Source organism: Chelativorans sp. ZYF759 (assembly GCF_012911015.1).
GTDB lineage: Bacteria > Pseudomonadota > Alphaproteobacteria > Rhizobiales > Rhizobiaceae > ZYF759.
On record NZ_WVVV01000007.1, the window covers coordinates 121865 to 141440 of the forward strand.

The following is a 19576-nucleotide window of genomic DNA, read 5'->3' on the forward strand; positions in this document are numbered from 1 at the left end:
CGATGACCAAGATCCTCAAGGACGTGCGCGTCATCGAGATGGGCACCTACATCACGGGTCCGGCAGCCGGCATGCATCTGGCCGACCTCGGCGCCGATGTGATCAAGGTGGAGCGGCCGGAGACGGGCGACCCGTTCCGCGCCTTCAAGGGCGGGCTTTATTCGCCGCACTACCAGACCTACAACCGCAACAAGCGGTCGATCGCACTGGATACGAAGAAGCCGGAGGACCTCGAGGTCTTCCACGAGCTGATCAAGGGTGCGGACGTCTTTATCCAGAACTTCCGGCCGGGCGTGGCCGACAAGCTGGGCGCCGGCGAGGCCGAGCTTCAGGCCCTCAATCCAGGCCTCGTCTATTGCGCCATCACGGGTTTCGGTCAGACAGGTCCCTCGCGCGACCGCCCGGCCTACGACACGGTGGCCCAGGCCGCGAGCGCCTATCTGCGCCTCTTGACGCCACCTGCCAATCCGCGCGTCATCGGACCGGCGATCGCGGATGCCGTGACCGGGCACTACGCCGCGCTGGGCATCGTTGCAGCACTTCTGGAGCGGGTGAAGACCGGCAAGGGAAGGCGCCTCGACATCTCGATGCTCGAGGCCATGTGCCACTTCAACCTCGATTCCTTTACCCACTATTTCAGTGTTGGCGAGGTGATGGGGCCGCTCAGCCGACCGATGGTTTCGCAGTCCTACACATTCGAATGCGCGGACGGGAAGTGGATCGCAATCCACCTGTCGTCGCCGCAGAAATTCTGGGAGGGGCTGACGCGTTCGGTCGAGCGGCCCGACCTGCTGACAGACGACCGTTTCGCCGAACGGTTGGAACGCATCAAGCACCAGCAGGCGCTGATCGATGAGCTGACGCCGATCTTCAGGAAACGCAGCCGCCAGGAATGGTGCGACATCCTTCTCGAAGAAGAAGTGCCGCATTCGCCGGCCTACGATTCCGACGAGGCGCTGGAGGATCCGCAGGCCAAGCACCTGCAGATCGCGGTGGAGGCCGAGCATCCCGAGATGGGCGCGTTCAAGACGGTGCGCGCGCCCTACAGTTTCGACGGCGAGGCCGACACGCATGTGCTGCCGCCGCCGACGCTCGACGAACATGGTGAGGAAATCCGGGCGGAAATCGCCCGCGTGAAGGCCGGCTGAAGGCCGGCGACGGCGCAATGCGGGGTCGGCTGTCCGTCGCTCGCACACACGCAAAAGCCAAGGGAGGAGTGAACATGAACAAGCTCAAGGGACTGCTGCTCGCAAGCGTATTCGTCTTGCCGACGATGGCGCAGGCGCAGGAGACGATCAATCTCACGGTGGCATCGAGCCATCCGACCACCATTCCATGGATCGGCTTCATCCAGAGCCATTTCATGACCGAGGTGGACCGCATCCTCGAAGAGGGCGGCAACTACCAGATCGAATGGCAGGAAGCCTTCGGCGGCCAGCTCTATGCCGCCAACGCCACGCTGTCGTCGGTCGAGGACGGCGTTACCGATATCGGCTGGGTGTTTTCCTATCTGGAAGCCGCCAGCATGCCGCTGTCGCAGGTGACGGCCTATACGCCGTTTGCCACCAACAACCCGCCGGCGCAGCTCGACACGATGCGCGAGCTCATGGAGACCTTCCCCGAATTCCGCGAGGAATGGGAGCAGTACAATCTGGTCTATCTGGGCGCGACCGGCTCGGACAGCTACGACATCTACACCACGCAGCCGATCGAGACGCTGGACGATCTGCAGGGCATGCGCATCTCGGCGCCCGGCGTCCTGGCCACCTGGCTGCGTGGCACCGGCGCAAGTGCAGTCGACGGCGCGTTGCCGACCTTCTACACGGACATCCAGACCGGCGTTTCGGACGGCGTGCTTTCGCTGGCGCTCGGCGTCCTGCCGGCCCGGCTCTATGAGGTTGCGCCCTATGTGACACGCGTGAAAATGGGCACCGTCTTCTCCGGCGGGCTGGCCATGAATCGCGACACCTGGGACACGCTGCCCGAAGAGGTTCAGGAAGCGATGCTCGCCGCAGGCGACCACTATTCCACCTCGCACGCCCAGGATCTGGTCGAGCGCCACGAAATGGCGATGGAGCGGATCGAGGAACTGGGCCAGGACCAGAGCACGCCGGTCGTCATATCCGACCTGTCGGCGGAAGAGCGCCAGCGCTGGGTCGACGGGCTGCCCGATCTCGCCGGCGAATGGGTCGAGTCAGTGGAGGCCCGCGGCCTGCCCGGTCGCGCGTTCCTGGAGGCCTACATGAACGGCCTGCGCGAGCGTGGCGAAGAGCCGGTGCGCGACTGGGACGGCGCGGAATAACATCCGAGCCGGGAGCAAGACGCCGTGAGCACACAAGATAGTCAGCGAGGCGCCCCGGGTTCGGGGCGCCTTGTCGCGCTCATCGTCTCCATATGGGGATGGATGGTCGACGGCATGGCGGCCTTCGGCACGGTGCTCATCGTCGTGCTCATGGGCATCATCTGCAGCGATGTCGTGGCGCGCAACCTGTTCAACGCCTCGCTTCCGCTGGTTGCGGAACTCGGCGCGCTGACGCTGGTGATGATCGTCTATCTTCAGCTCGGCGCGGCCGTCCGTCACAACCGCCTGGCACGCGCCGAGATCCTGCTGGCCGCCCTGCAGGCGAAGGCACCGCGCGCGGCTGCGCTGCTGGAAGCCTGCTTCCAGCTCGTCGGCGCCGCCATGCTGGCGCTCATCGCATGGTCGACGCTCGGCATCATGGAGGCCGACATCGCACGCGGGCGCTATATCGGCGTGACCGGCGTCATTACCCTGCAGACCTGGCCGTTCCGGCTGGTCATCCTGTTCGGCGTCTGCATCGCGACAATCCAGTTCCTGGTGCAGATGGTCAGCGCACTGACCCGCGACGCGCCCGCCAGAGAGACTGCGGCATGAGTTCGATCGAAATCGGCTGGATGGCCATTGCCGCACTTCTCGGGCTCATCCTGATCGGCATGCCGATCGGGCTCGGCATGCTGGTCGTGTCGTTCGTGGGCGTCTATTTCATCCGCAACGAGGCGGTGGCGGTGCGCATGATCGGCGCGGTCGCCAACGATTCCCTGAGCCAGTATCTCTACGCCATCGTGCCGCTCTTCGTGCTGATGGGGCTTCTGGTGACGGCATCGGGCGTCGGCAAGGACACGTTCGACGTGTTCGAGCGCCTGCTGCGGCGCGTGCGCGCGGGGCTCGGCGTGGCGACGGTCTTCGCCAACGCCGTCTTCGCCTCGATCACCGGTGTCTCGATCGCCTCGGCGACGGTCTTCTCGCGCGTCGCCGTGCCGGAGATGACGCGCTACGGCTATACGAAGCGGTTCGCCACCGGCGTCGTTGCAGGCTCCTCCGTACTGGGCATGCTGATCCCGCCATCGCTGCTGATGATCGTCTATGCGGTGCTGTCGGAGCAGTCGGTCGGGCGCATGTTCCTGGCCGGCGTCGGTCCGGGCCTGCTGTTGTCGGCCGCCTTCACGGTCACCATCCTCTATCTGGCCTGGCGGCACCCGAAATTCGTTTTCGTCGGCCACGAAGCATCAAGGCCGGAGACCGATTTCCCGGTCTCGCAGCTCTTCTTCAAGGGCGTGCCGATCGTCTCGCTCATCGTTCTGGTGCTGGGCGGTCTCTATAGCGGCTTCCTCAACCCGACCGAAGCGGGCGCCATCGGTGCATTCGGCGCGCTGGTGCTGGCGATCTCCCGGCGCTCGCTGACGCCCGGCAGTTTCTGGCAGATCCTGGTCGAGACGGGACAGATCACGGTCTCGGTGCTGTTCCTCATCATGTCGGCCAGCTTCTTCTCGCGCATGCTGGCCATGTCGGGCCTGCCCAACATGCTGGCGGAGCTGCTTCTGTCGGGGCCGATCGGGCCCTACGGCTTCCTGATCCTGTTCATTGCCCTGGTCATCGTGCTGGGCTTCCTGATCGATTCCATTTCGATCATGCTGATCCTGCTGCCGATCGCCTTGCCCATCGCCGTCGCCGCCGATTTCGACCTGATCTGGTTCGGTGTCATGACGGTTATTGCGGTGGAGATAGGCCTGTTGACGCCGCCATTCGGGCTGTCGGTCTATACGATCAAATCGGCCATGAACGATCCCGGCCTCAAGGTCGGGGAAATTTTCCGGGGCGCCTTCCCCTTCGTGCTCACCATGCTGGTGGTGCTCGTCATCATAGGCTTTTTCCCGGCCATCGCGACCTGGCTGGCAAGGATGTGAGACAGAGGAGCGTGAATTGTCCAAGCTGCTGATACTGGGCCCGAGCCTGCGCGAGGCGTCGTCCAGCGCCGCGCTGGCGCGCGCCCTGACCAAGCGGATGTCGCCGAAGATGGCGATCTCGACTTTCGAGATCGGGCAGCTGCCACACTACAACGCCGATCTCGGCAAGCCCGATGCGGTGGCGGAACTGATTGCGGCCATCGACGCGGCCGACGGGGTTCTGTTCGTGACGCCGGAATACAACTATTCCATTCCCGGGGTCCTGAAGAACGCGATCGACTGGGCCTCGCGTCCGGCCTACGCGTCGGTCTTCCGTGGCAAACCATGTTTTGTCGTCACCACGTCGGGCGGCGCGATGGGCGGTGTCCGGGCGCAGTCGCATCTCAAATATATCCTCAACGGCATGCTGGCCCGTGTCTTTCCCTGGCAGGAGGCCATCGTGCCCTTCGCCAACAAGAAGACCGAAGAGGGCCGCTTTGCCGACGAGGAGACGATCAGCTTCATCGAGACGGCCCTCAACGCATTCGCCGACTGGGCTCGCCTGGTCGGGACGAAGGAGGGCCAGGAGATCTGAGGGCTCGCATCGGCGCGCCACAGGACAATGAACAGGGAGGAAGACATGAACGCCACATTGCCGCTTCTGCCGACATCGCTCGTCGGATCCTATGCCCAGCCCGAATGGCTGATCGACCGCAAGAAGCTGGCGGGACGCTTTCCCCCGCGTACCCGCGCGAAGGAATTGTGGCGTATTCCGCCAGAGCATCTGGAGGAGGCGCAGAACGACGCCACGCTGAACGCCATTCGTGATCAGGAACGCGCCGGCCTCGACATCATCACCGATGGCGAAATCCGCCGCGAGAGCTATTCGAACCGCTTCGCCACCGCGCTCGAGGGCGTCGACATCGACAATCCAGGCACGGCGCTGGACCGGTCCGGTCACCCCAATCCGGTGCCGCGCGTTGTCGGCAAGGTGCGCCGCATGCACGCCGTCGAGGTCGATGATGTGAAGTTCCTGCGCGCCAATACCGACCGTGTCATCAAGATCACGGTGCCGGGTCCCTTCACCATGAGCCAGCAGGCGCAGAACGACTTCTATCCCTCTGAGGCGGAGCTTGCGCTGGATTATGCCGCGGCGGTCAACGAGGAGATCAAGGACCTGTTTGCCGCCGGCGCCGACATCGTGCAGATCGACGAGCCCTACATGCAGGCGCGACCCGAAAAGGCCCGCGAGTTCGGTGTCGACGCCCTCAACCGCGCGCTGGATGGCGTGCAGGGCGAGACGGCCGTTCATATCTGTTTCGGTTATGCGGCCATCATCCATGCGCGGCCGGAAGGTTATTCCTTCCTGCCGGAATTCGCCAAGGTGAATGTCGATGCGGTGTCCATCGAGACCGCGCAGTCCAATCTCGACACCGCGGTGCTCAAGTCCCTGCCGGACAAGAAAATCATTCTCGGCGTACTTGATCTGTCCGACATGGAGGTGGAGAGCGCCGAGACCGTCGCCGAGCGCATCCGGCGTGCGCTGCCCAATGTGGATGCGAAACGTGTCGTGGTGGCGCCGGATTGCGGGCTCAAATATCTGCCGCGGGATGTCGCCTTCGGCAAGATGAAGGCAATGGCCGATGGCGCGGCGATCGTGCGCAGGGAACTTTCCTGAGGCGCCTTCGCGACGATTCGATCAGGAGGCGGCCGCGGCCGCCTTCTTCTCCGCCGGCTCTTCCCGAACCGCGTTGAGCTGGACGCGCAGCAAGCGGCGCAACTCGTCGAAATCCCTGTCGGACAGGTGGGAGAAAGCCTCGCCTTCGATCTGATCGGCGATGTTGTCGGCCTCGGCCAGCAGCTTCGAACCCGCTTCGGTCAGCCGCGCCGTCAGAATGCGCCGGCTCTGCGGGCTCTCGACCCGCGCCAGAAGCCCGCGCCTTTCAAGTCCCGACACGATCTCGTTCATGGTCTGGGGCGTGACGAAAAAACGTCGCGACAACTCCGCCGACGAGATGCCGTCGCGCGCTGCGACGATACTCAACACCGTATACTGGATACCCGTCAGGCTGATGCTGCGCAGATCCTGCTCCAGCCGGCTGCGCACGGCCTGGTTGGCCTGGTTGAGAAGATACATGGTTCTCGGACGTAGCTTGACCCGCTGCGCCGCGACATCTCGTTGTCTTGACAATATCAGGGTTCCTTATTTATGGGACCATGATCTGTTTACCGCATGGAGCCGCAAAATGACAGCCAGCAATGGGACACAAGGCCAGGAGAAGCCCTGGGGCGAGTTCGTCACCGTCGACATCGAGGAAGGCATCGCGTGGATCACGCTCAACCGTCCCGACAAGCGCAACGCGATCAATCCCGGCATCGTCTACGAGATGGTCGCCGTGCTCGACGCGATGGAGGAGGACGACGAGGTCAAGGTGCTGGTCGTCACCGGCGCGGGCGACGCCTTCTCGGCCGGTCAGGACCTGAAGGAATATTTCCGCATCCCCGACGCCGGCCCGCCTTTGGCGCGTGAGCGTCTCTACCGTGCAAACGCCGCCTGGCAGTGGCGCCGCATGATGAACTTCCCCAAGCCCACCATCGCCATGGTCAATGGCTGGTGCTTCGGTGGCGCGTTCCAGGTGCTGATCGGCTGCGACCTCGCGGTGGCCGCGGACGACGCGACATTTGGCCTGTCGGAGATCAACTGGGGCATCATTCCCGCCGGCATCGTGACCAAGTCGGTGGCCGAGGTGATGAGCCAGCGCGACGCGCTCTACTACATCATGACCGGCGAGACCTTCGACGGAAAGCGCGCCAAGGAGCTGGGCCTTGTCAACATCTCCGTGCCGCGCGAAGAGCTGCGCGAGCGCACCCGCACGCTCGCCAACACGCTGAAGGAAAAGAACCCTTACGTGCTGCGTTCGGCCAAGACCGCCTATCACCACGTCAAGTCGATGTCCTGGGATGCCGCACTCGACTATCTGATGGCGAAGTCCGACCAGACCAAGTTCCGCGATCCCGAAAAGGGCGATCAGGCGGGCATGAAGCAGTTCCTGGACGACAAGTCCTATCGTCCCGGCCTGCAGACCTACAAGCGCGAGAGCTGAAGCATGGGTGCCACCAGGAGCAACATCGACAGGCTTCTGCGTCCGCGTTCGGTCGCGGTCGTCGGGGCTTCGGCCGAGCCGTTCTCGCTCGGCGCGAACGTGATGGCGAATTTCGGGACGTTCGGCTTTTCGGGCGATCTTCATCCCGTCAGCCGCCGTTTCGAGGAGGTCGAGGGGATCGCCTGTCGCAAGGCGATCTCGGAGCTTCCCGAGGGCGTCGACATGGCGGCCCTGGTGGTACCCGCCGGCGCCGTGCGCCAGGCGATCGAGGATTGTGCCGCCAAGGGCATGGGCGGCGCCGTCATCTTCGCGTCGGGCTTCGCCGAACTGGGCGAGGAAGGCATCCGGGAGCAGGAAGCGATCGCGCGCATCGCCAATGAGGCCGGCATGGCAGTGCTGGGCCCGAACTGCCTCGGCTTCACCAACTTCGTGGCTTCCGTGCCGATGACGTTCGAGCGCATCCAGCCGATGAAGCTCGGAGGTCCGGGCGTTGCGGTCGTTGCCCAGAGCGGGGCCATGACCGGCAACATCCGCGAGGCGCTGAGAAGCCGCGGCCTGCCGATCGCCTATGCGATCTCGACCGGCAACGAGGCGGTGCTTTCGGCGGAACAGGTCCTGGCCGCGCTCGCCGATGACGAGGCGGTGGGCTCCTTCGCCGCCTTTGTCGAACAGATTCGCGATCCTGCCGCATTCCTGTCGTTCGCAGCCAAGGCATGGGAGCTCGGCAAACCCGTGGTGCTCATGCATCCCGGCCGCAGCCAGCGCTCGCGCGAGGCCGCCCAGTCGCATACGGGCGCCATGGCCGGCGATCACGCGGTAATGGAAACCTTCGTCAACGCTGCCGGCGTGACGCTGGTCGACAGTTTCGACGAACTCTTCGACACCACCTTGCTGCGTCACCGGTATCCGCGGGCCGAGATCGGTGGGCTGGGCATCGTCACCAATTCCGGAGCCGTGCGTGGGTTCTGCCTGGATTTCTGCGAGGATCTAGGCCTGAAGCTGCCGCTGCTTGGCGATGCCACTTCGGCGAAGCTCGGCGAGGTGCTCCCCGATTTTGCGGCCATCGACAATCCGCTCGACATCACCGCCATGGGCATGAGCAAGCCAAGCCTCTTCGGCGACACCAGCGCAGCGATGCTTGCGGATGACAGCGTCGACGCGTTGCTTCTTGCCGCGATGGGCGGGGCGCCCAAGCAGGTCATGGCAAAGTGGAATTCGCTCAAACCCGTGATGGAGAACGCGACCAAGCCGGTGGCCATCGCCTTCCTGGGCGACGAGTTGCCGATGCCGTCCGAATTTCTCGACGAGGTTCGCGCGGCCGGCGTTCCCTTCTTCCGTTCGCCGGAACGGGCCATGCGCGCCTTCAACAACATCGCGAAACTGGACCGCCGGCCCGATCTGCCGCAGCCGGCGCCGGTCTCGGCAGGCGAGCCGCGCGCGGTTGCCGAGCATGAGGGCAAGGCGCTGCTGCGCGCGCGCGGGCTTGTCGTTCCCGAGGGCGGGCTGGCGGGCGAACTCGACGCTGCCAAGGCTATCGCGACACGCATCGGCTATCCCGTCGCGCTCAAGGTGCAGGCAGCCGACATCGCGCACAAGAGCGATCTCGGCGGCGTGAAGCTGAACCTCGCCGACGAGGCCTCGCTGACGAAGGCCTGGGGCGAGATCGAAGCCTCGCTTGAGAAACACGCCGCCGGCAAGGCGATCGACGGCATGCTGGTCGAGACCATGGCACCGCGCTTCGACCTCGAGCTGGTGGTCTCGGCACGCCGCGACCCGTCCTGGGGCGTGGTGCTGATCGTGGGTCTGGGCGGGGTGCTGACTGAACTGATGCACGACATCCGCATGATGCCGGCTGGCCTGCCTCGCGATGCGATCGAAAGGGAGCTCGACCTGCTCAAGGGCGCGGCCCTGCTGCGCGGTTATCGCGGCTCGAAGCCGCTCGACGTCGAGGCGGTCGTGGAATTCCTCGATCGGCTGGGCCGGCTGGTGCTCGAAGACGGCTCGATCGTCGAAGTCGAGATCAATCCGCTCGTCGTCTACCCGCAAGGGCAGGGCGTGGGCATCCTCGACGTCCTGATGACCAGAAAGGACTGAAAAATGGCTTCCTCCTATCCCGAACTCGGTCTGTTCATCGACAACCGCCTGCGCCCCGGCCGGGGCGAGGGTGAGCGTGTCGTCATCAACCCCGCCAGTGGCGAGGCGCTCGCGCGCCTGCCGATCGCCTCGCGCGACGATCTCGACGACGCGCTGGCAAGTGCCGAGCGCGCTTTCGCGGGCTGGCGCAAGACCTCGGCGCTCGAACGCTCGAACATTCTGCGCAAGGCGGCCAACATCATTCGCGCGCGTCTCGACGACTATGCCCGCATCATGACGCTCGAGCAGGGCAAGGTGCTGATGGAGTCGCGCATCGAACTTTCCGCCGCGGCCGACATCATCGACTGGTTCGCCGAGGAGGGCCGCCGCGCCTATGGCCGCGTCATTCCATCCCGCCAGCCCGACATCCGCTATTCGACGCTGATGCAGCCGGTGGGGCCTGTGGCGGCCTTCTCGCCGTGGAATTTCCCGGCAGTCATCCCCGCACGCAAGGTCGCGGCTTCGCTGGCGGCGGGCTGTACCTGCATCATCAAGCCGGCGGAAGAGACCCCCGGCACCATGCTGGCGATCGCGCAGGCCTTTGCAGAGGCGGGCCTGCCGGAAGGCGTCCTGTCGGTGGTGACCGGCCATCCTTCGGAAATCTCCACCTATCTGATCGCCTCGCCCATCATCCGCAAGGTCTCCTTCACGGGCTCGACCTCCGTCGGTCGCGAGATCGCGCGGCTGGCTGGCGACAGCATCAAGCGCGTGACGCTGGAACTCGGCGGTCATGCGCCGGTGCTGGTGCTGGAAGATGCGGACGTGGAGAAGGCGGCCGCCACGAGTGCGGCGTTCAAGTTCCGCAATGCGGGCCAGGTCTGCATCGCGCCGACGCGCTTCTACGTGCACGAAAAGGTGCATGACGAATTCGTCGAGAGCCTGTCGGCCAAGGCCGGTGCGCTGAAGGTGGCCGATGGTCTGTCGCAGGGCGCGCAGATGGGGCCGATGGCCAATCCGCGTCGCCCGGAAGCCATGGAAAGCCTTATTGGCGACGCGGTCAAGGCGGGTGCCCGTGTCGCGGCCGGCGGCGAGAGCGGCGCCAATCGCGGTTTCTTCTGGCAGCCGACGGTGCTGGCCGACGTGCCAGAGACCGCGCGGATCATGAACGAGGAACCGTTCGGCCCGGTCGCCGTGGTGCGCCGCATCTCGTCCACCGACGAAGCCATCGCCGCCGCCAACCGTCTGCCCTTCGGCCTTGCCGCCTATGCCTTCACACGGTCGACCGCCAACAGCATCCGTCTGGGCGAGGAGGTCGAGACCGGCATGCTGGGCATCAACAACATGATGATCAATCTGGCCGAGACGCCTTTTGGCGGCGTCAAGGACAGCGGCTATGGCAGCGAAGGCGGCTCGGAAGGGTTGGAAGCCTATCTGAACGTCAAGCTGGTCAGCGAAAGCTGATCGGCGGGAGCACTGAGGATGGATTTCGGTTTTTCCGACGAACAACGCATGCTGCGCGACAGCGTGCGCACGCTCATGGATCGCCATGCGCCGACCGACATGGTCGCGCGCCATGACCGCGAGCGGCTCTATCCCTACGATCTCCACAAGGCCTGGGCGGAGGCGGGGCTGATTGCCTTGCCATTTGCCGAAGCCAATGGCGGTCTCGGCGGCTCCGTCATCGACATGGCGATCGTGGGCGAGGAGATCGCCTATACGAGCGCCGACTTCTTCATGGCCTATGCGGGCGGCGTGTTCTGCGGGCTGAACATCGAGCGCAAGGGCAGCGAAGAGCAGAAGGCGGCGTTCCTGCCGAAGCTGATTGCCGGCGATCTGCGCATGGCGATCTGCATCTCGGAGGCGGATGCCGGTTCGGATGTCGGGGCCATGCGCACCGTCGCAAAGCAGGAGGGCGAGACCTGGCGGGTCGATGGCCACAAGCTCTGGTGCACCGGCGCGGGCGTCAAGGACACCCTGCTCAATGTCTATCTGAAGACCGACACCACGGTTCATCACTCCAAAGGCATGTCGCTCTTTCTCATCGACAACGACACGCCCGGCATCGAGCTGAAGAAGCTCGATATGCTGGGCCGCGGCGCCACCGGCACCTACGAGATCCGCTTCGACGGCGTGAAGGTCGATCCGGACCGGATCGTGGGTGGCGTGAATGGCGGGTGGGGCTGCATTCTCGCCGGCCTGCAGGTGGAGCGCATCACGTCGGCGGCGGGCAATTGCGGTGCGGCGCGTGCCGTGGTCGACCTCGCCGCAGAATATGCGAGCGAGCGCAAGCAGTTTGGCAAGCCGATCGGCGCCAACCAGGCGATCGCTCACATGCTGGCCGACATGCGGACCCAGGTCGAAGCCGCGCGGACGCTGATGTGGCAGGCCGCCTGGAAGGTCTCCGAAGGGCACGACGCGCTGGCCGAAATCTCGATGGCGAAGCTGTACTCCTCGGAAACCTATGCCAAGGTAGCCAGCATGGGCATGCAGATCTTCGGGGCGTATGGCTACTCGATGGAGTTTCCCATGCAGCGCCATTATCGTGATTCCCGCAGCGCGACGATCGCCGCCGGCTCATCGCAGATGCTGCGAAATCTGATCGCGCGCTCCATGGGGCTGAAGGTCGAGTGAGGCGCCGGCCGCTTCACGGAAATCTTGCATTCCGAGACTGATGCATCTAAATAGCAGGATGCCTTATATAGCGCATGTGATGCCGGCGATGTCGCCCGCGTCCAAACTGGGAGGAACTAGCATGCAGCGCACATTCCAGATCGCCGGAACGCTCATCGCGGCCGCCGGGATCGCACTCGCATCCACGATGGCGGCTTCGGCACAGCCGGCACGCGCCACGATTGGTACCGGCCCCGCCGGGACCGCCTACAACCAGATCGGCACCACCGTCTCGGCAGCCATTCAGGATGCCCTCGGTATACCGGCTACCGCGCGCCCGTTCAGCGGAACGTCGCAATATCTGCCCATGCTGCACCGTGGCGAGATCACGATGGGCATCAATTCCGCGCTGGATTCGCAGGAAGCGTTCGCGGGGCAGGGCGCCTATGACCAGCGGCTCTCGGAAATTCGCGCGCTGACCATGATCTCGCGCTCGCCCTACGCCTTCTACGCGCGGGCCGATTCCGGCATGACCAATGTCGGCGATCTGGCCGGCCAGGCGGTCGTCACCGAATACCGCGCCATCGCCTCCTTCAACCAGGTCAACGCCGCCATCCTGGCAACCGCCGGCCTGACGCCGGACGACGTGCAGGGCGAGACGGTCGCCGGCATTCCGGACGCCACGCGCGCACTGGTCGAAGGCCGTGTCGTTTCGTCTGCCTCCATCGTCGGCATCCCGGCACTGCGGGAGGCCGATGCCTCGGTCTCCGGCGGTCTGCGCGTTCTGGCGCTAGGCGACAATGAAGACGCACTGGATGCCGTTGCCGGCTTCACCGCGACCACGCTGAACCCCGGTCCCGCCTTCGTGGGCATTTCCGAGCCGACGCGGGTCGCACAGTTCGACGTCTTCATGAATGTCGGCACCAGCCTGAGCGACGACGATGCCTACGCCCTCGTGAAGGCGATCCACGAAAGCTGGAGCACCATGCAGGAAAGCCTGCCGATGCTGCGCGCCGTTCAGGCCGATCAGCTGGCCTCGCTGAACTTCAGCCACCCCTACCATGAAGGTGCGGTGCGCTACTTCGAGGAAATCGGTCTGTGGACCGAAGAGCACCAGGCACGCCAGGACGAAGTGCTGGCCGGCAACTGATCAAGTGATCCGGCGGCGATGACGCCGCCGGCGACCTGCGAATTGCGGCCTTTCGCCCGAGATGGCGGAGGGCCGGTTTCCTCCGACGAGACGGATTTCTACCTTGGCCTCTGTCACCCACAATCTGCTTCGCCTCTACCATTTTTTCCTGTTGGTCGGCGGTATCGTGTGGGCGGCGAATTTCCTGCCGCGGATGGGCGTTTCCCTCATCGAGGCGGAGTGGCTCGGACCCTATCTCGGCGTGGCCGTCGCCGCGGCCTATCTCAGCCAGCCCTATGGCAAGAAGGCTGGATTGGCGGATATCGCGCTGGGGTTCGCCTCGATCGCGAGCTGGCTCTGGCTCGCCTACAATTTCCAGTTCTGGATCCTGGACATCGCAGGCGCGACGCCGGCGAAATACATTCCGGCTCTCATCGCCATCCTCACCCTGATGGAGGCGATCCGGAAGGTCTGCGGCCTGTCGATCACTCTGCTGGTCTGGGCGCTGCTCGTCTATGGCCTGTTCGGCTATCTGCTCGATCCACCGCTGCAGGCCGACCGCGTCTCGCTGCCGGGGCTGTCATTCTACCTCTACTCAGACACCAACGCGATTCCCGGACTCGTCCTGGTCATCATCGCCTCCATCGTCATTGCCTTCATCGTGCTCGGCAAGCTGATGGAGGTCAGCGGCGCCACCCAGTTCTTCACCGACATCGCACTTTCGGTGATGGGACACCGGCGTGGCGGTCCGGCGAAGGTGGCCATTCTCGCCTCGTCGCTGTTCGGTTCGATCAGCAGTTCGCCGGTCGGCAACATCATGTCGACGGGCATCGTGACGATCCCGCTGATGAAGCGGACCGGCTTTCGCCCGCATCACGCAGCCGCCATTGAGTCCGTGGCCTCCACGGGGGGCCAGATCGCGCCGCCGGTGATGGGCGCCACCGCCTTCCTGATGGCCGAGTTCCTGCAGATCAGCTACGGACAGGTGGTGCTCGCCGCGCTGCTGCCGGCGGTGCTCTATTATGTCTGCCTGTTCATGCAGGTGGACGCGGTGGCCGCCCGCGACAACCTCAAGGGCATGAAGCGGGCAGACCTGCCCAAGCTCGGCCCGGTGCTGGCGAAAGGGTGGATATTCGTCGTGCCGCTGGCGGTGCTGATCTATCTCATCTTCTGGGGCAACATGACGCCGGGCTTTGCCGCATTGTCGGCGTCAGGGCTGCTGCTGGTACTCGCGCTGTTCATGGGGCGCATGCGCACGCTCGAGGAATGGCGGCGGCTTGTCATCGACGGCGGCGCGACGATCGTGCCCCTGGTACTGATCGCCGGCGCGGCGGGCGTCGTGGTCGGCGTGATGAACATCACCGGCCTCGGCCAGTCGCTCTCCTTCGTCCTGGCCCGCATCGGCGAGAACTGGGGCCTGTTCGGCATGCTGCTGATCACGGCGGTCCTGTCCATCATCCTGGGCATGGGCATGCCGTCGACGGCGATCTACATCATTCTCGCCTCGATCATCGCGCCGGCTCTCGTCAACATGGGCATCCCGATCCTGGCGGCGCATTTCTTCATCTTCTATTTCGGCGTCCTGTCCTTCCTGACACCACCGGTCGCCGTTTCCAGTTTCGTGGCGGCGGGCCTCGCCGGCGCGGACATGTGGAAGACGGGCTGGGCCGGCATGCGCTTTTCCTTCGTCGCCTATCTCATCCCCTTCGTGTGGGTCTACGATCCGGCGCTCCTGATGGACGGCAGCTGGCCGGCCATCGTCCTGGTGGTCGCCACGACACTGGCGGCCATCATGCTGGTGACCCGTTCCATGGCGATCCGGTTGGCCGGCGCGGTCAGCTGGGGATTCTATCTGGCGCATTGGCTCGTGGCTGTCGCCATTGGCGTCTCTCCCATCATTCTCGGCGCGGAATCGGTGATGGCAGCCATGCTTGCGGCTGCCGGCATCGGCTGGTGGCTCGTGACCGGCTATGTGGCCGCCCGGAAGGAGCGAACGGAAGAGGCGGCCTGAACGTCGCCTCCCTGTGCAAGCGCCGGGACTGGAACCAGCAGGCGTATCAGCCGTTGGCGAACTGAGCCGCCACGGTTGCGGGGTCTGCGCGTTGCCGCTACTAAGCCCCGCGACAGGTGTCATGCCGCCTTTGCATGACGCCATCATATTCCAGCGAATCCGAGAGCCGCCCGAGTATGGACCAGACGCCCTATTATCTCATCGACCGTGAGAAGCTGCTTCGCAACATGGCGGTGATGGACCGCGTGCGCGAGGAGAGCGGCGCCAAGACGCTGCTGGCTCTCAAATGCTTCGCGACCTGGTGCGTCTTCGACACGATGAGCCGGCACATGGACGGCACGACCTCCTCCTCGCTCAACGAGGTGAGGCTCGGACGCGAGAAATTCGGTGGCGAGACGCACGCCTACTCGGTTGCCTATGCCGATCACGAGATCGACGAGGTGGTCAGTCATGCCGACAAGATCATCTTCAACTCGATCGGCCAGCTGGAGCGCTTTTCCGAGCATTCCAAGGGCATCGTGCGCGGGTTGCGGCTCAATCCCGGCGTAAGCAGCTCCGACTTCGACCTGGCGGATCCCTCGCGGCCCTTCTCGCGGCTCGGCGAATGGGATGCCAGCAAGGTCGAGGCGGTGATCGACAAGATCACCGGCTTCATGGTGCACAACAATTGCGAGAACGAGGATTTTTCGCATTTCGACCGCCTGCTTTCCGAGGTCGAAGCACGCTTCGGACATCTGTTCGAGAAGGTCGAATGGGTGAGCCTGGGCGGCGGCATACACTTCACCGGCAAGGATTACCCGCTCGGCGATTTCTGCGCGCGGCTGAAGGCGTTTTCCGAGCGCTACGGCGTGCAGGTCTATCTGGAGCCGGGCGAGGCCGCGATCACCGGCACGACGACGCTTGAAGTGACGGTGCTCGACACGCTCTTCAACGGCAAGAACCTCGCCATCGTCGATTCCTCGACCGAGGCGCATATGCTCGACCTGCTGATCTACCGGCAGAGCGCCAAGATGGAGCCGAACGAGGGGCCGCACGAATATATGATCTGCGGCAAGTCGTGTCTGGCCGGCGACATCTTCGGCGAGTTCCGTTTTCCGAACGAACTCAAGCCCGGTGACAGGCTGTCGATCCAGGATGCGGCGGGCTACACGATGGTGAAGAAGAACTGGTTCAACGGCGTCGCCATGCCCGCCATCGCGATCCGCGAGAAGGATGGATCGATCACGTCCGTTCGCACATTCGACTATGAGGATTACGCCGCCAGTCTCTCGTGAGGCCTGGCAGAACGAAACGCTAGCGATCTGCAGGTGGAAATGAAGAAGAACGTTCTGATCATCGGCGCCGGGGGCGTCGGCCAGGTAGTGGCCCACAAATGCGCCCAGAACAACGATGTGCTGGGCGATATCCACATCGCCTCGCGCACGATCGACAAATGCCGCGCGATTGTCGAGAGCGTGCATCTCAAGAAGAACATGAAGCAGCCGGGCGTTCTCGAGGCACATGCACTCGATGCGCTGGACGTCGAGGCCACCAAGGCCCTTATCCAGAAGACCGGCGCGCAGATCGTCATCAATGTAGGGCAGGCCTTCATCAACATGTCGGTTCTGTCGGCATGCCTGGAGACGGGCGCGGCCTATATGGACACCGCCATTCACGAGGAGCCCGACAAGATCTGCGAGACGCCCCCCTGGTATTCCAATTACGAGTGGAAGCGGCGCGAGGAATGCGCGGAGAAGGGCGTGACCGCCATCCTCGGCGTCGGTTTCGATCCGGGCATGGTCAATGCCTATGCCGCGCTGGCGGCACGGGACTATTTCGACAAGATCGAGTCCATCGACATCATCGACGTCAATGCCGGCGACCATGGCAAGTATTTTGCCACCAATTTCGATCCGGAGATCAATTTCCGCGAATTCACCGGCACGGTGTGGTCATGGCAGGACAGCCAGTGGACCGCCAACACCATGTTCGAGGTCGGCCGCGAATGGGACCTGCCGGTGGTCGGCAAGCGCCAGACCTACATGACCGGCCATGACGAGATCCACTCGCTGCAGCGCAATCTCGACGTGCCTAACATCCGCTTCTGGATGGGTTTCGGCGAACGCTACATCACCGTCTTCACGGTGCTGAAGAATCTCGGCCTTCTGTCCGAGCAGCCGGTGACGACCGCCGAAGGGCTGGAGGTCGTGCCGCTCAAGGTGGTGAAGGCCGTGCTGCCCGATCCGTCCTCGCTTGCGCCGAACTATACCGGCAAGACCTGCATCGGCGATCTCGTCAAAGGCCAGAAGGACGGCAAGGAGCGCGAGGTCTTCATCTACAACGTCGCGGATCATGCCGAGGCCTATAAGGAGGTCGGCAGCCAGGCGATCTCGTATACGGCCGGCGTGCCGCCGGTAGCCGCCGCGATGCTGATCGCGGACGGTACCTGGGATCCGGGCACCATGGTCAATGTGGAAGAGCTGGACCCGCGGCCTTTCCTGGCCATCCTCAACCGCATAGGCCTCCCGACCCGCATCAAGGAAGGCGAGAAGGACGAGGCATTCACCTACGAAGGGTGAGGATCCGTCGCCACGCATAATGAAAAGGCCGGCGATCAAGCGATCGCCGGCCTTTTTTGTTGGTGCTTGCTGCAATGGCCACCGCGCCGAGGGCGCGGGAGCGAGGCCTAAGCCGCTGCGCGCTGGCGGCGCGGACGGCGGCGCTTGTTGCCTGCGGGACGCTGCTGCTCGCCCTGCCTCTGGCCGGATCTGGCCTCTGCCGACTTCTGGCCAGGCTTCTGATGTCCGCTTTTCATGCGCGGGCCGTTGCCGGGCCGCTGACGCTGCGCGTCGCGGCGCTCCTTCGAGGCCTCGTCGGCTGCCTGCGCGGCTGCCTGCCGGCTCGGTTCCGTGCCGCCGACGACCTCGAGCGCGATGCCCGTCAGCTTCTCGATGCCCCGCAAAAGGTGCATCTCGGCTGCCGAGCAGAATGCCACGGCCTTGCCCTCGGCACCTGCACGCGCGGTGCGGCCGATCCGGTGGACATAGGATTCGGCAACTTCCGGCAGGTCGAAATTATAGACGTGGGAAACGCCCGGAATATCGATCCCGCGCGCCGCCACATCGGTCGCCACGAGCACGCGAATCTCGCCGTCGCGGAACGCCTTGATGGCGCGCTCACGCTGGCCCTGGCTTTTGTTGCCGTGAATGGAGGCCGCTGCCAGCCCGTCCTTGACGAGGTTCTTCATCAGCTTCTCCGCGCCGTGCTTGGTGCGGGCGAATACCAGCGAGAGATCGCCGGGACGCTGCTTCAGAAGATTGGTCAGAAGACCGGTCTTGGCACGCTGGTCGACAAAATGAACCGACTGGGCAACCCGGTCGGCGGTGCGTCCGGGCGGGGAGACCTCGACCCGGACCGGATCGACCAGATAGGCACGCGACAGATCCTCGATCTGGTTCGGCATGGTGGCCGAGAACAGCATCGTCTGGCGCGGCGTGCCGACCAGCTTGGCGATCTGGCGCAAGGCGTGGATGAAGCCGAGATCCAGCATCTGGTCGGCTTCGTCCAGGATCAGCACCTTCGCGGTGTCGAGCCGAATCGCCTTGCGCTCGACGAGGTCGAGCAGGCGACCGGGCGTGGCCACCAGAATGTCGGTCCCGCGCTGCAGCGCATTGGTCTGGGCGTTGATCGACTGGCCGCCAACGACCGCAGTCACCTTGAGATGCGAATGGCGCACGAAGCCACGCAGATTGGTGGCGATCTGGTTTACCAGTTCGCGCGTCGGCGCCAGGATCAGCGCATGGGTGGCCCGCGGGCCGGGGCGTGCGCCGTAGCCGGAGAGCTTCTGGATCAAAGGCAGGCCGAAGGCGGCCGTCTTGCCGGTGCCGGTCTGGGCGAGGCCCACGAGATCGCGGCCTTCGAGCAGATGCGGAATGGCCTGCACCTGGATCGGGGTGGGCTGGGTGAAGCCCAGTTCGGTTACGGACTTAAGAATGGCGGGCGAGAGCCCGAGAGTGGAAAAATCAGTCAATTTTCTAGCCTTTCAGGCGGCCAGCGAATCCATCGCGGCCGCGAATCAATATGCGCGGGGCCACGTCCTTCAAGACGCCTGTCGCGCGGTTGCGGTTGCGACCGCGGCGGATTCAGACCGCCTGGTCGTCAGCACCCCGCGTGAATTGGGAACCTGTTGGAGAAGATCGGTGGCGAGGATCGCGACCGAGACGTCCGCCCTGCCTCTTTCTCATGGCCATGCCGACAAGGTCGGAGATCATGGGGGCGGGCTGCTCACGCGGCAGCCAAGCGGGTACGGCCCGTATATCGGGGTTGGCGGCGCACAAGTCAAGCCGATGCCTGCATGGGAGGTATCCGGCCGGCTTGTTCAATGTGGCTGCGAGCAGCTAGAATTCACGCTGCCGTAAGGGCGCGCGACCTTCAAGACGCGCCTTCGTCCATCGTCGGGAGTTCGAAAAGGAGGAACGAGCCAGC

At 64.4% G+C, this 19576-nt stretch carries 16 protein-coding genes; 14 read left to right on the forward strand and 2 right to left on the reverse strand.

Annotated elements, in window-relative coordinates:
- Nucleotides 1-2: 2 nt before the first annotated feature.
- From GRZ55_RS13440 to GRZ55_RS13465, 6 genes are all read left to right on the forward strand, one after another.
- Complete coding sequence (locus GRZ55_RS13440) at nucleotides 3-1148, forward strand: CaiB/BaiF CoA-transferase family protein (RefSeq protein WP_169287448.1); 1146 nt, start codon at nucleotides 3-5, stop codon at nucleotides 1146-1148.
- Nucleotides 1149-1222: 74 nt separating this feature from the next.
- Nucleotides 1223-2302, forward strand: coding sequence for a C4-dicarboxylate TRAP transporter substrate-binding protein (locus GRZ55_RS13445; RefSeq protein ID WP_169287449.1), 1080 nt, complete (start codon nucleotides 1223-1225; stop codon nucleotides 2300-2302).
- A 24-nt stretch (nucleotides 2303-2326) separates the two neighbouring features.
- Nucleotides 2327-2896, forward strand: a complete 570-nt coding sequence (locus GRZ55_RS13450) for a TRAP transporter small permease (RefSeq protein WP_169287450.1) — start codon at nucleotides 2327-2329, stop codon at nucleotides 2894-2896.
- On the forward strand, nucleotides 2893-4206 hold the full coding sequence (locus GRZ55_RS13455; protein ID WP_169287451.1) for a TRAP transporter large permease: 1314 nt from the start codon (nucleotides 2893-2895) through the stop codon (nucleotides 4204-4206). The genes GRZ55_RS13450 and GRZ55_RS13455 overlap by 4 nt, the downstream gene beginning before the upstream one ends.
- Nucleotides 4207-4222: 16 nt before the next feature.
- Nucleotides 4223-4780, forward strand: a complete 558-nt coding sequence (locus tag GRZ55_RS13460; RefSeq protein WP_169287452.1) for an NADPH-dependent FMN reductase — start codon at nucleotides 4223-4225, stop codon at nucleotides 4778-4780.
- 45 nt (nucleotides 4781-4825) lie between these two features.
- Nucleotides 4826-5863, forward strand: coding sequence for a uroporphyrinogen decarboxylase family protein (locus GRZ55_RS13465; protein ID WP_169287453.1), 1038 nt, complete (start codon nucleotides 4826-4828; stop codon nucleotides 5861-5863).
- A gap of 21 nt (nucleotides 5864-5884) precedes the next feature.
- Here the strand turns inward: GRZ55_RS13465 and GRZ55_RS13470 are convergent, their stop codons facing one another.
- Entirely contained in the window at nucleotides 5885-6322 is a 438-nt protein-coding gene (locus GRZ55_RS13470) for a MarR family winged helix-turn-helix transcriptional regulator (RefSeq protein WP_169287454.1), read from the reverse strand.
- Between the two features lie 109 nt (nucleotides 6323-6431).
- Between GRZ55_RS13470 and GRZ55_RS13475 the strand changes: the two genes are divergently transcribed.
- From GRZ55_RS13475 to GRZ55_RS13510, 8 genes are all read left to right on the forward strand, one after another.
- A complete protein-coding gene (locus GRZ55_RS13475) occupies nucleotides 6432-7289 on the forward strand; it encodes a p-hydroxycinnamoyl CoA hydratase/lyase (RefSeq protein ID WP_169287455.1) in 858 nt (285 codons plus the stop codon).
- A gap of 3 nt (nucleotides 7290-7292) precedes the next feature.
- Nucleotides 7293-9383, forward strand: a complete 2091-nt coding sequence (locus GRZ55_RS13480) for an acetate--CoA ligase family protein (protein WP_169287456.1) — start codon at nucleotides 7293-7295, stop codon at nucleotides 9381-9383.
- Nucleotides 9384-9386: 3 nt separating this feature from the next.
- Nucleotides 9387-10823 carry an NAD-dependent succinate-semialdehyde dehydrogenase gene (locus tag GRZ55_RS13485; RefSeq protein WP_169287457.1) on the forward strand — a complete coding sequence of 479 codons (1437 nt, stop codon included), beginning with the start codon at nucleotides 9387-9389 and terminating at the stop codon, nucleotides 10821-10823.
- Nucleotides 10824-10841: 18 nt separating this feature from the next.
- Nucleotides 10842-11993: an acyl-CoA dehydrogenase family protein gene (locus GRZ55_RS13490; protein WP_169287458.1), complete on the forward strand. Its 1152-nt coding sequence runs from the start codon at nucleotides 10842-10844 to the stop codon at nucleotides 11991-11993.
- Between the two features lie 121 nt (nucleotides 11994-12114).
- Nucleotides 12115-13122, forward strand: coding sequence for a TAXI family TRAP transporter solute-binding subunit (locus GRZ55_RS13495; RefSeq protein ID WP_169287459.1), 1008 nt, complete (start codon nucleotides 12115-12117; stop codon nucleotides 13120-13122).
- A gap of 103 nt (nucleotides 13123-13225) precedes the next feature.
- Complete coding sequence (locus GRZ55_RS13500; RefSeq protein WP_169287460.1) at nucleotides 13226-15112, forward strand: TRAP transporter fused permease subunit; 1887 nt, start codon at nucleotides 13226-13228, stop codon at nucleotides 15110-15112.
- A gap of 176 nt (nucleotides 15113-15288) precedes the next feature.
- Complete coding sequence (locus GRZ55_RS13505) at nucleotides 15289-16386, forward strand: carboxynorspermidine decarboxylase (RefSeq protein ID WP_169287461.1); 1098 nt, start codon at nucleotides 15289-15291, stop codon at nucleotides 16384-16386.
- Between the two features lie 39 nt (nucleotides 16387-16425).
- Complete coding sequence (locus GRZ55_RS13510; RefSeq protein ID WP_169287462.1) at nucleotides 16426-17670, forward strand: saccharopine dehydrogenase family protein; 1245 nt, start codon at nucleotides 16426-16428, stop codon at nucleotides 17668-17670.
- A 107-nt stretch (nucleotides 17671-17777) separates the two neighbouring features.
- On the opposite strand, the gene GRZ55_RS13515 is transcribed toward GRZ55_RS13510, so the two are convergent.
- Nucleotides 17778-19121: a DEAD/DEAH box helicase gene (locus tag GRZ55_RS13515; RefSeq protein ID WP_169287463.1), complete on the reverse strand. Its 1344-nt coding sequence runs from the start codon at nucleotides 19119-19121 to the stop codon at nucleotides 17778-17780.
- Nucleotides 19122-19576: the final 455 nt, after the last annotated feature.

What these genes read in the sequence shown, in the direction of transcription:
- GRZ55_RS13440 (WP_169287448.1), top strand. Translation starts at nt 3, where the DNA reads ATGACCAAGATCCTCAAGGACGTGCGCGTCATCGAGATGGGCACCTAC.
- GRZ55_RS13445 (WP_169287449.1), top strand. Translation starts at nt 1,223, where the DNA reads ATGAACAAGCTCAAGGGACTGCTGCTCGCAAGCGTATTCGTCTTGCCG.
- GRZ55_RS13455 (WP_169287451.1), top strand. Translation starts at nt 2,893, where the DNA reads ATGAGTTCGATCGAAATCGGCTGGATGGCCATTGCCGCACTTCTCGGG.
- GRZ55_RS13465 (WP_169287453.1), top strand. Translation starts at nt 4,826, where the DNA reads ATGAACGCCACATTGCCGCTTCTGCCGACATCGCTCGTCGGATCCTAT.
- GRZ55_RS13470 (WP_169287454.1), bottom strand. Translation starts at nt 6,322, where the DNA reads ATGTATCTTCTCAACCAGGCCAACCAGGCCGTGCGCAGCCGGCTGGAG.
- GRZ55_RS13475 (WP_169287455.1), top strand. Translation starts at nt 6,432, where the DNA reads ATGACAGCCAGCAATGGGACACAAGGCCAGGAGAAGCCCTGGGGCGAG.
- GRZ55_RS13480 (WP_169287456.1), top strand. Translation starts at nt 7,293, where the DNA reads ATGGGTGCCACCAGGAGCAACATCGACAGGCTTCTGCGTCCGCGTTCG.
- GRZ55_RS13485 (WP_169287457.1), top strand. Translation starts at nt 9,387, where the DNA reads ATGGCTTCCTCCTATCCCGAACTCGGTCTGTTCATCGACAACCGCCTG.
- GRZ55_RS13490 (WP_169287458.1), top strand. Translation starts at nt 10,842, where the DNA reads ATGGATTTCGGTTTTTCCGACGAACAACGCATGCTGCGCGACAGCGTG.
- GRZ55_RS13495 (WP_169287459.1), top strand. Translation starts at nt 12,115, where the DNA reads ATGCAGCGCACATTCCAGATCGCCGGAACGCTCATCGCGGCCGCCGGG.
- GRZ55_RS13505 (WP_169287461.1), top strand. Translation starts at nt 15,289, where the DNA reads ATGGACCAGACGCCCTATTATCTCATCGACCGTGAGAAGCTGCTTCGC.
- GRZ55_RS13510 (WP_169287462.1), top strand. Translation starts at nt 16,426, where the DNA reads ATGAAGAAGAACGTTCTGATCATCGGCGCCGGGGGCGTCGGCCAGGTA.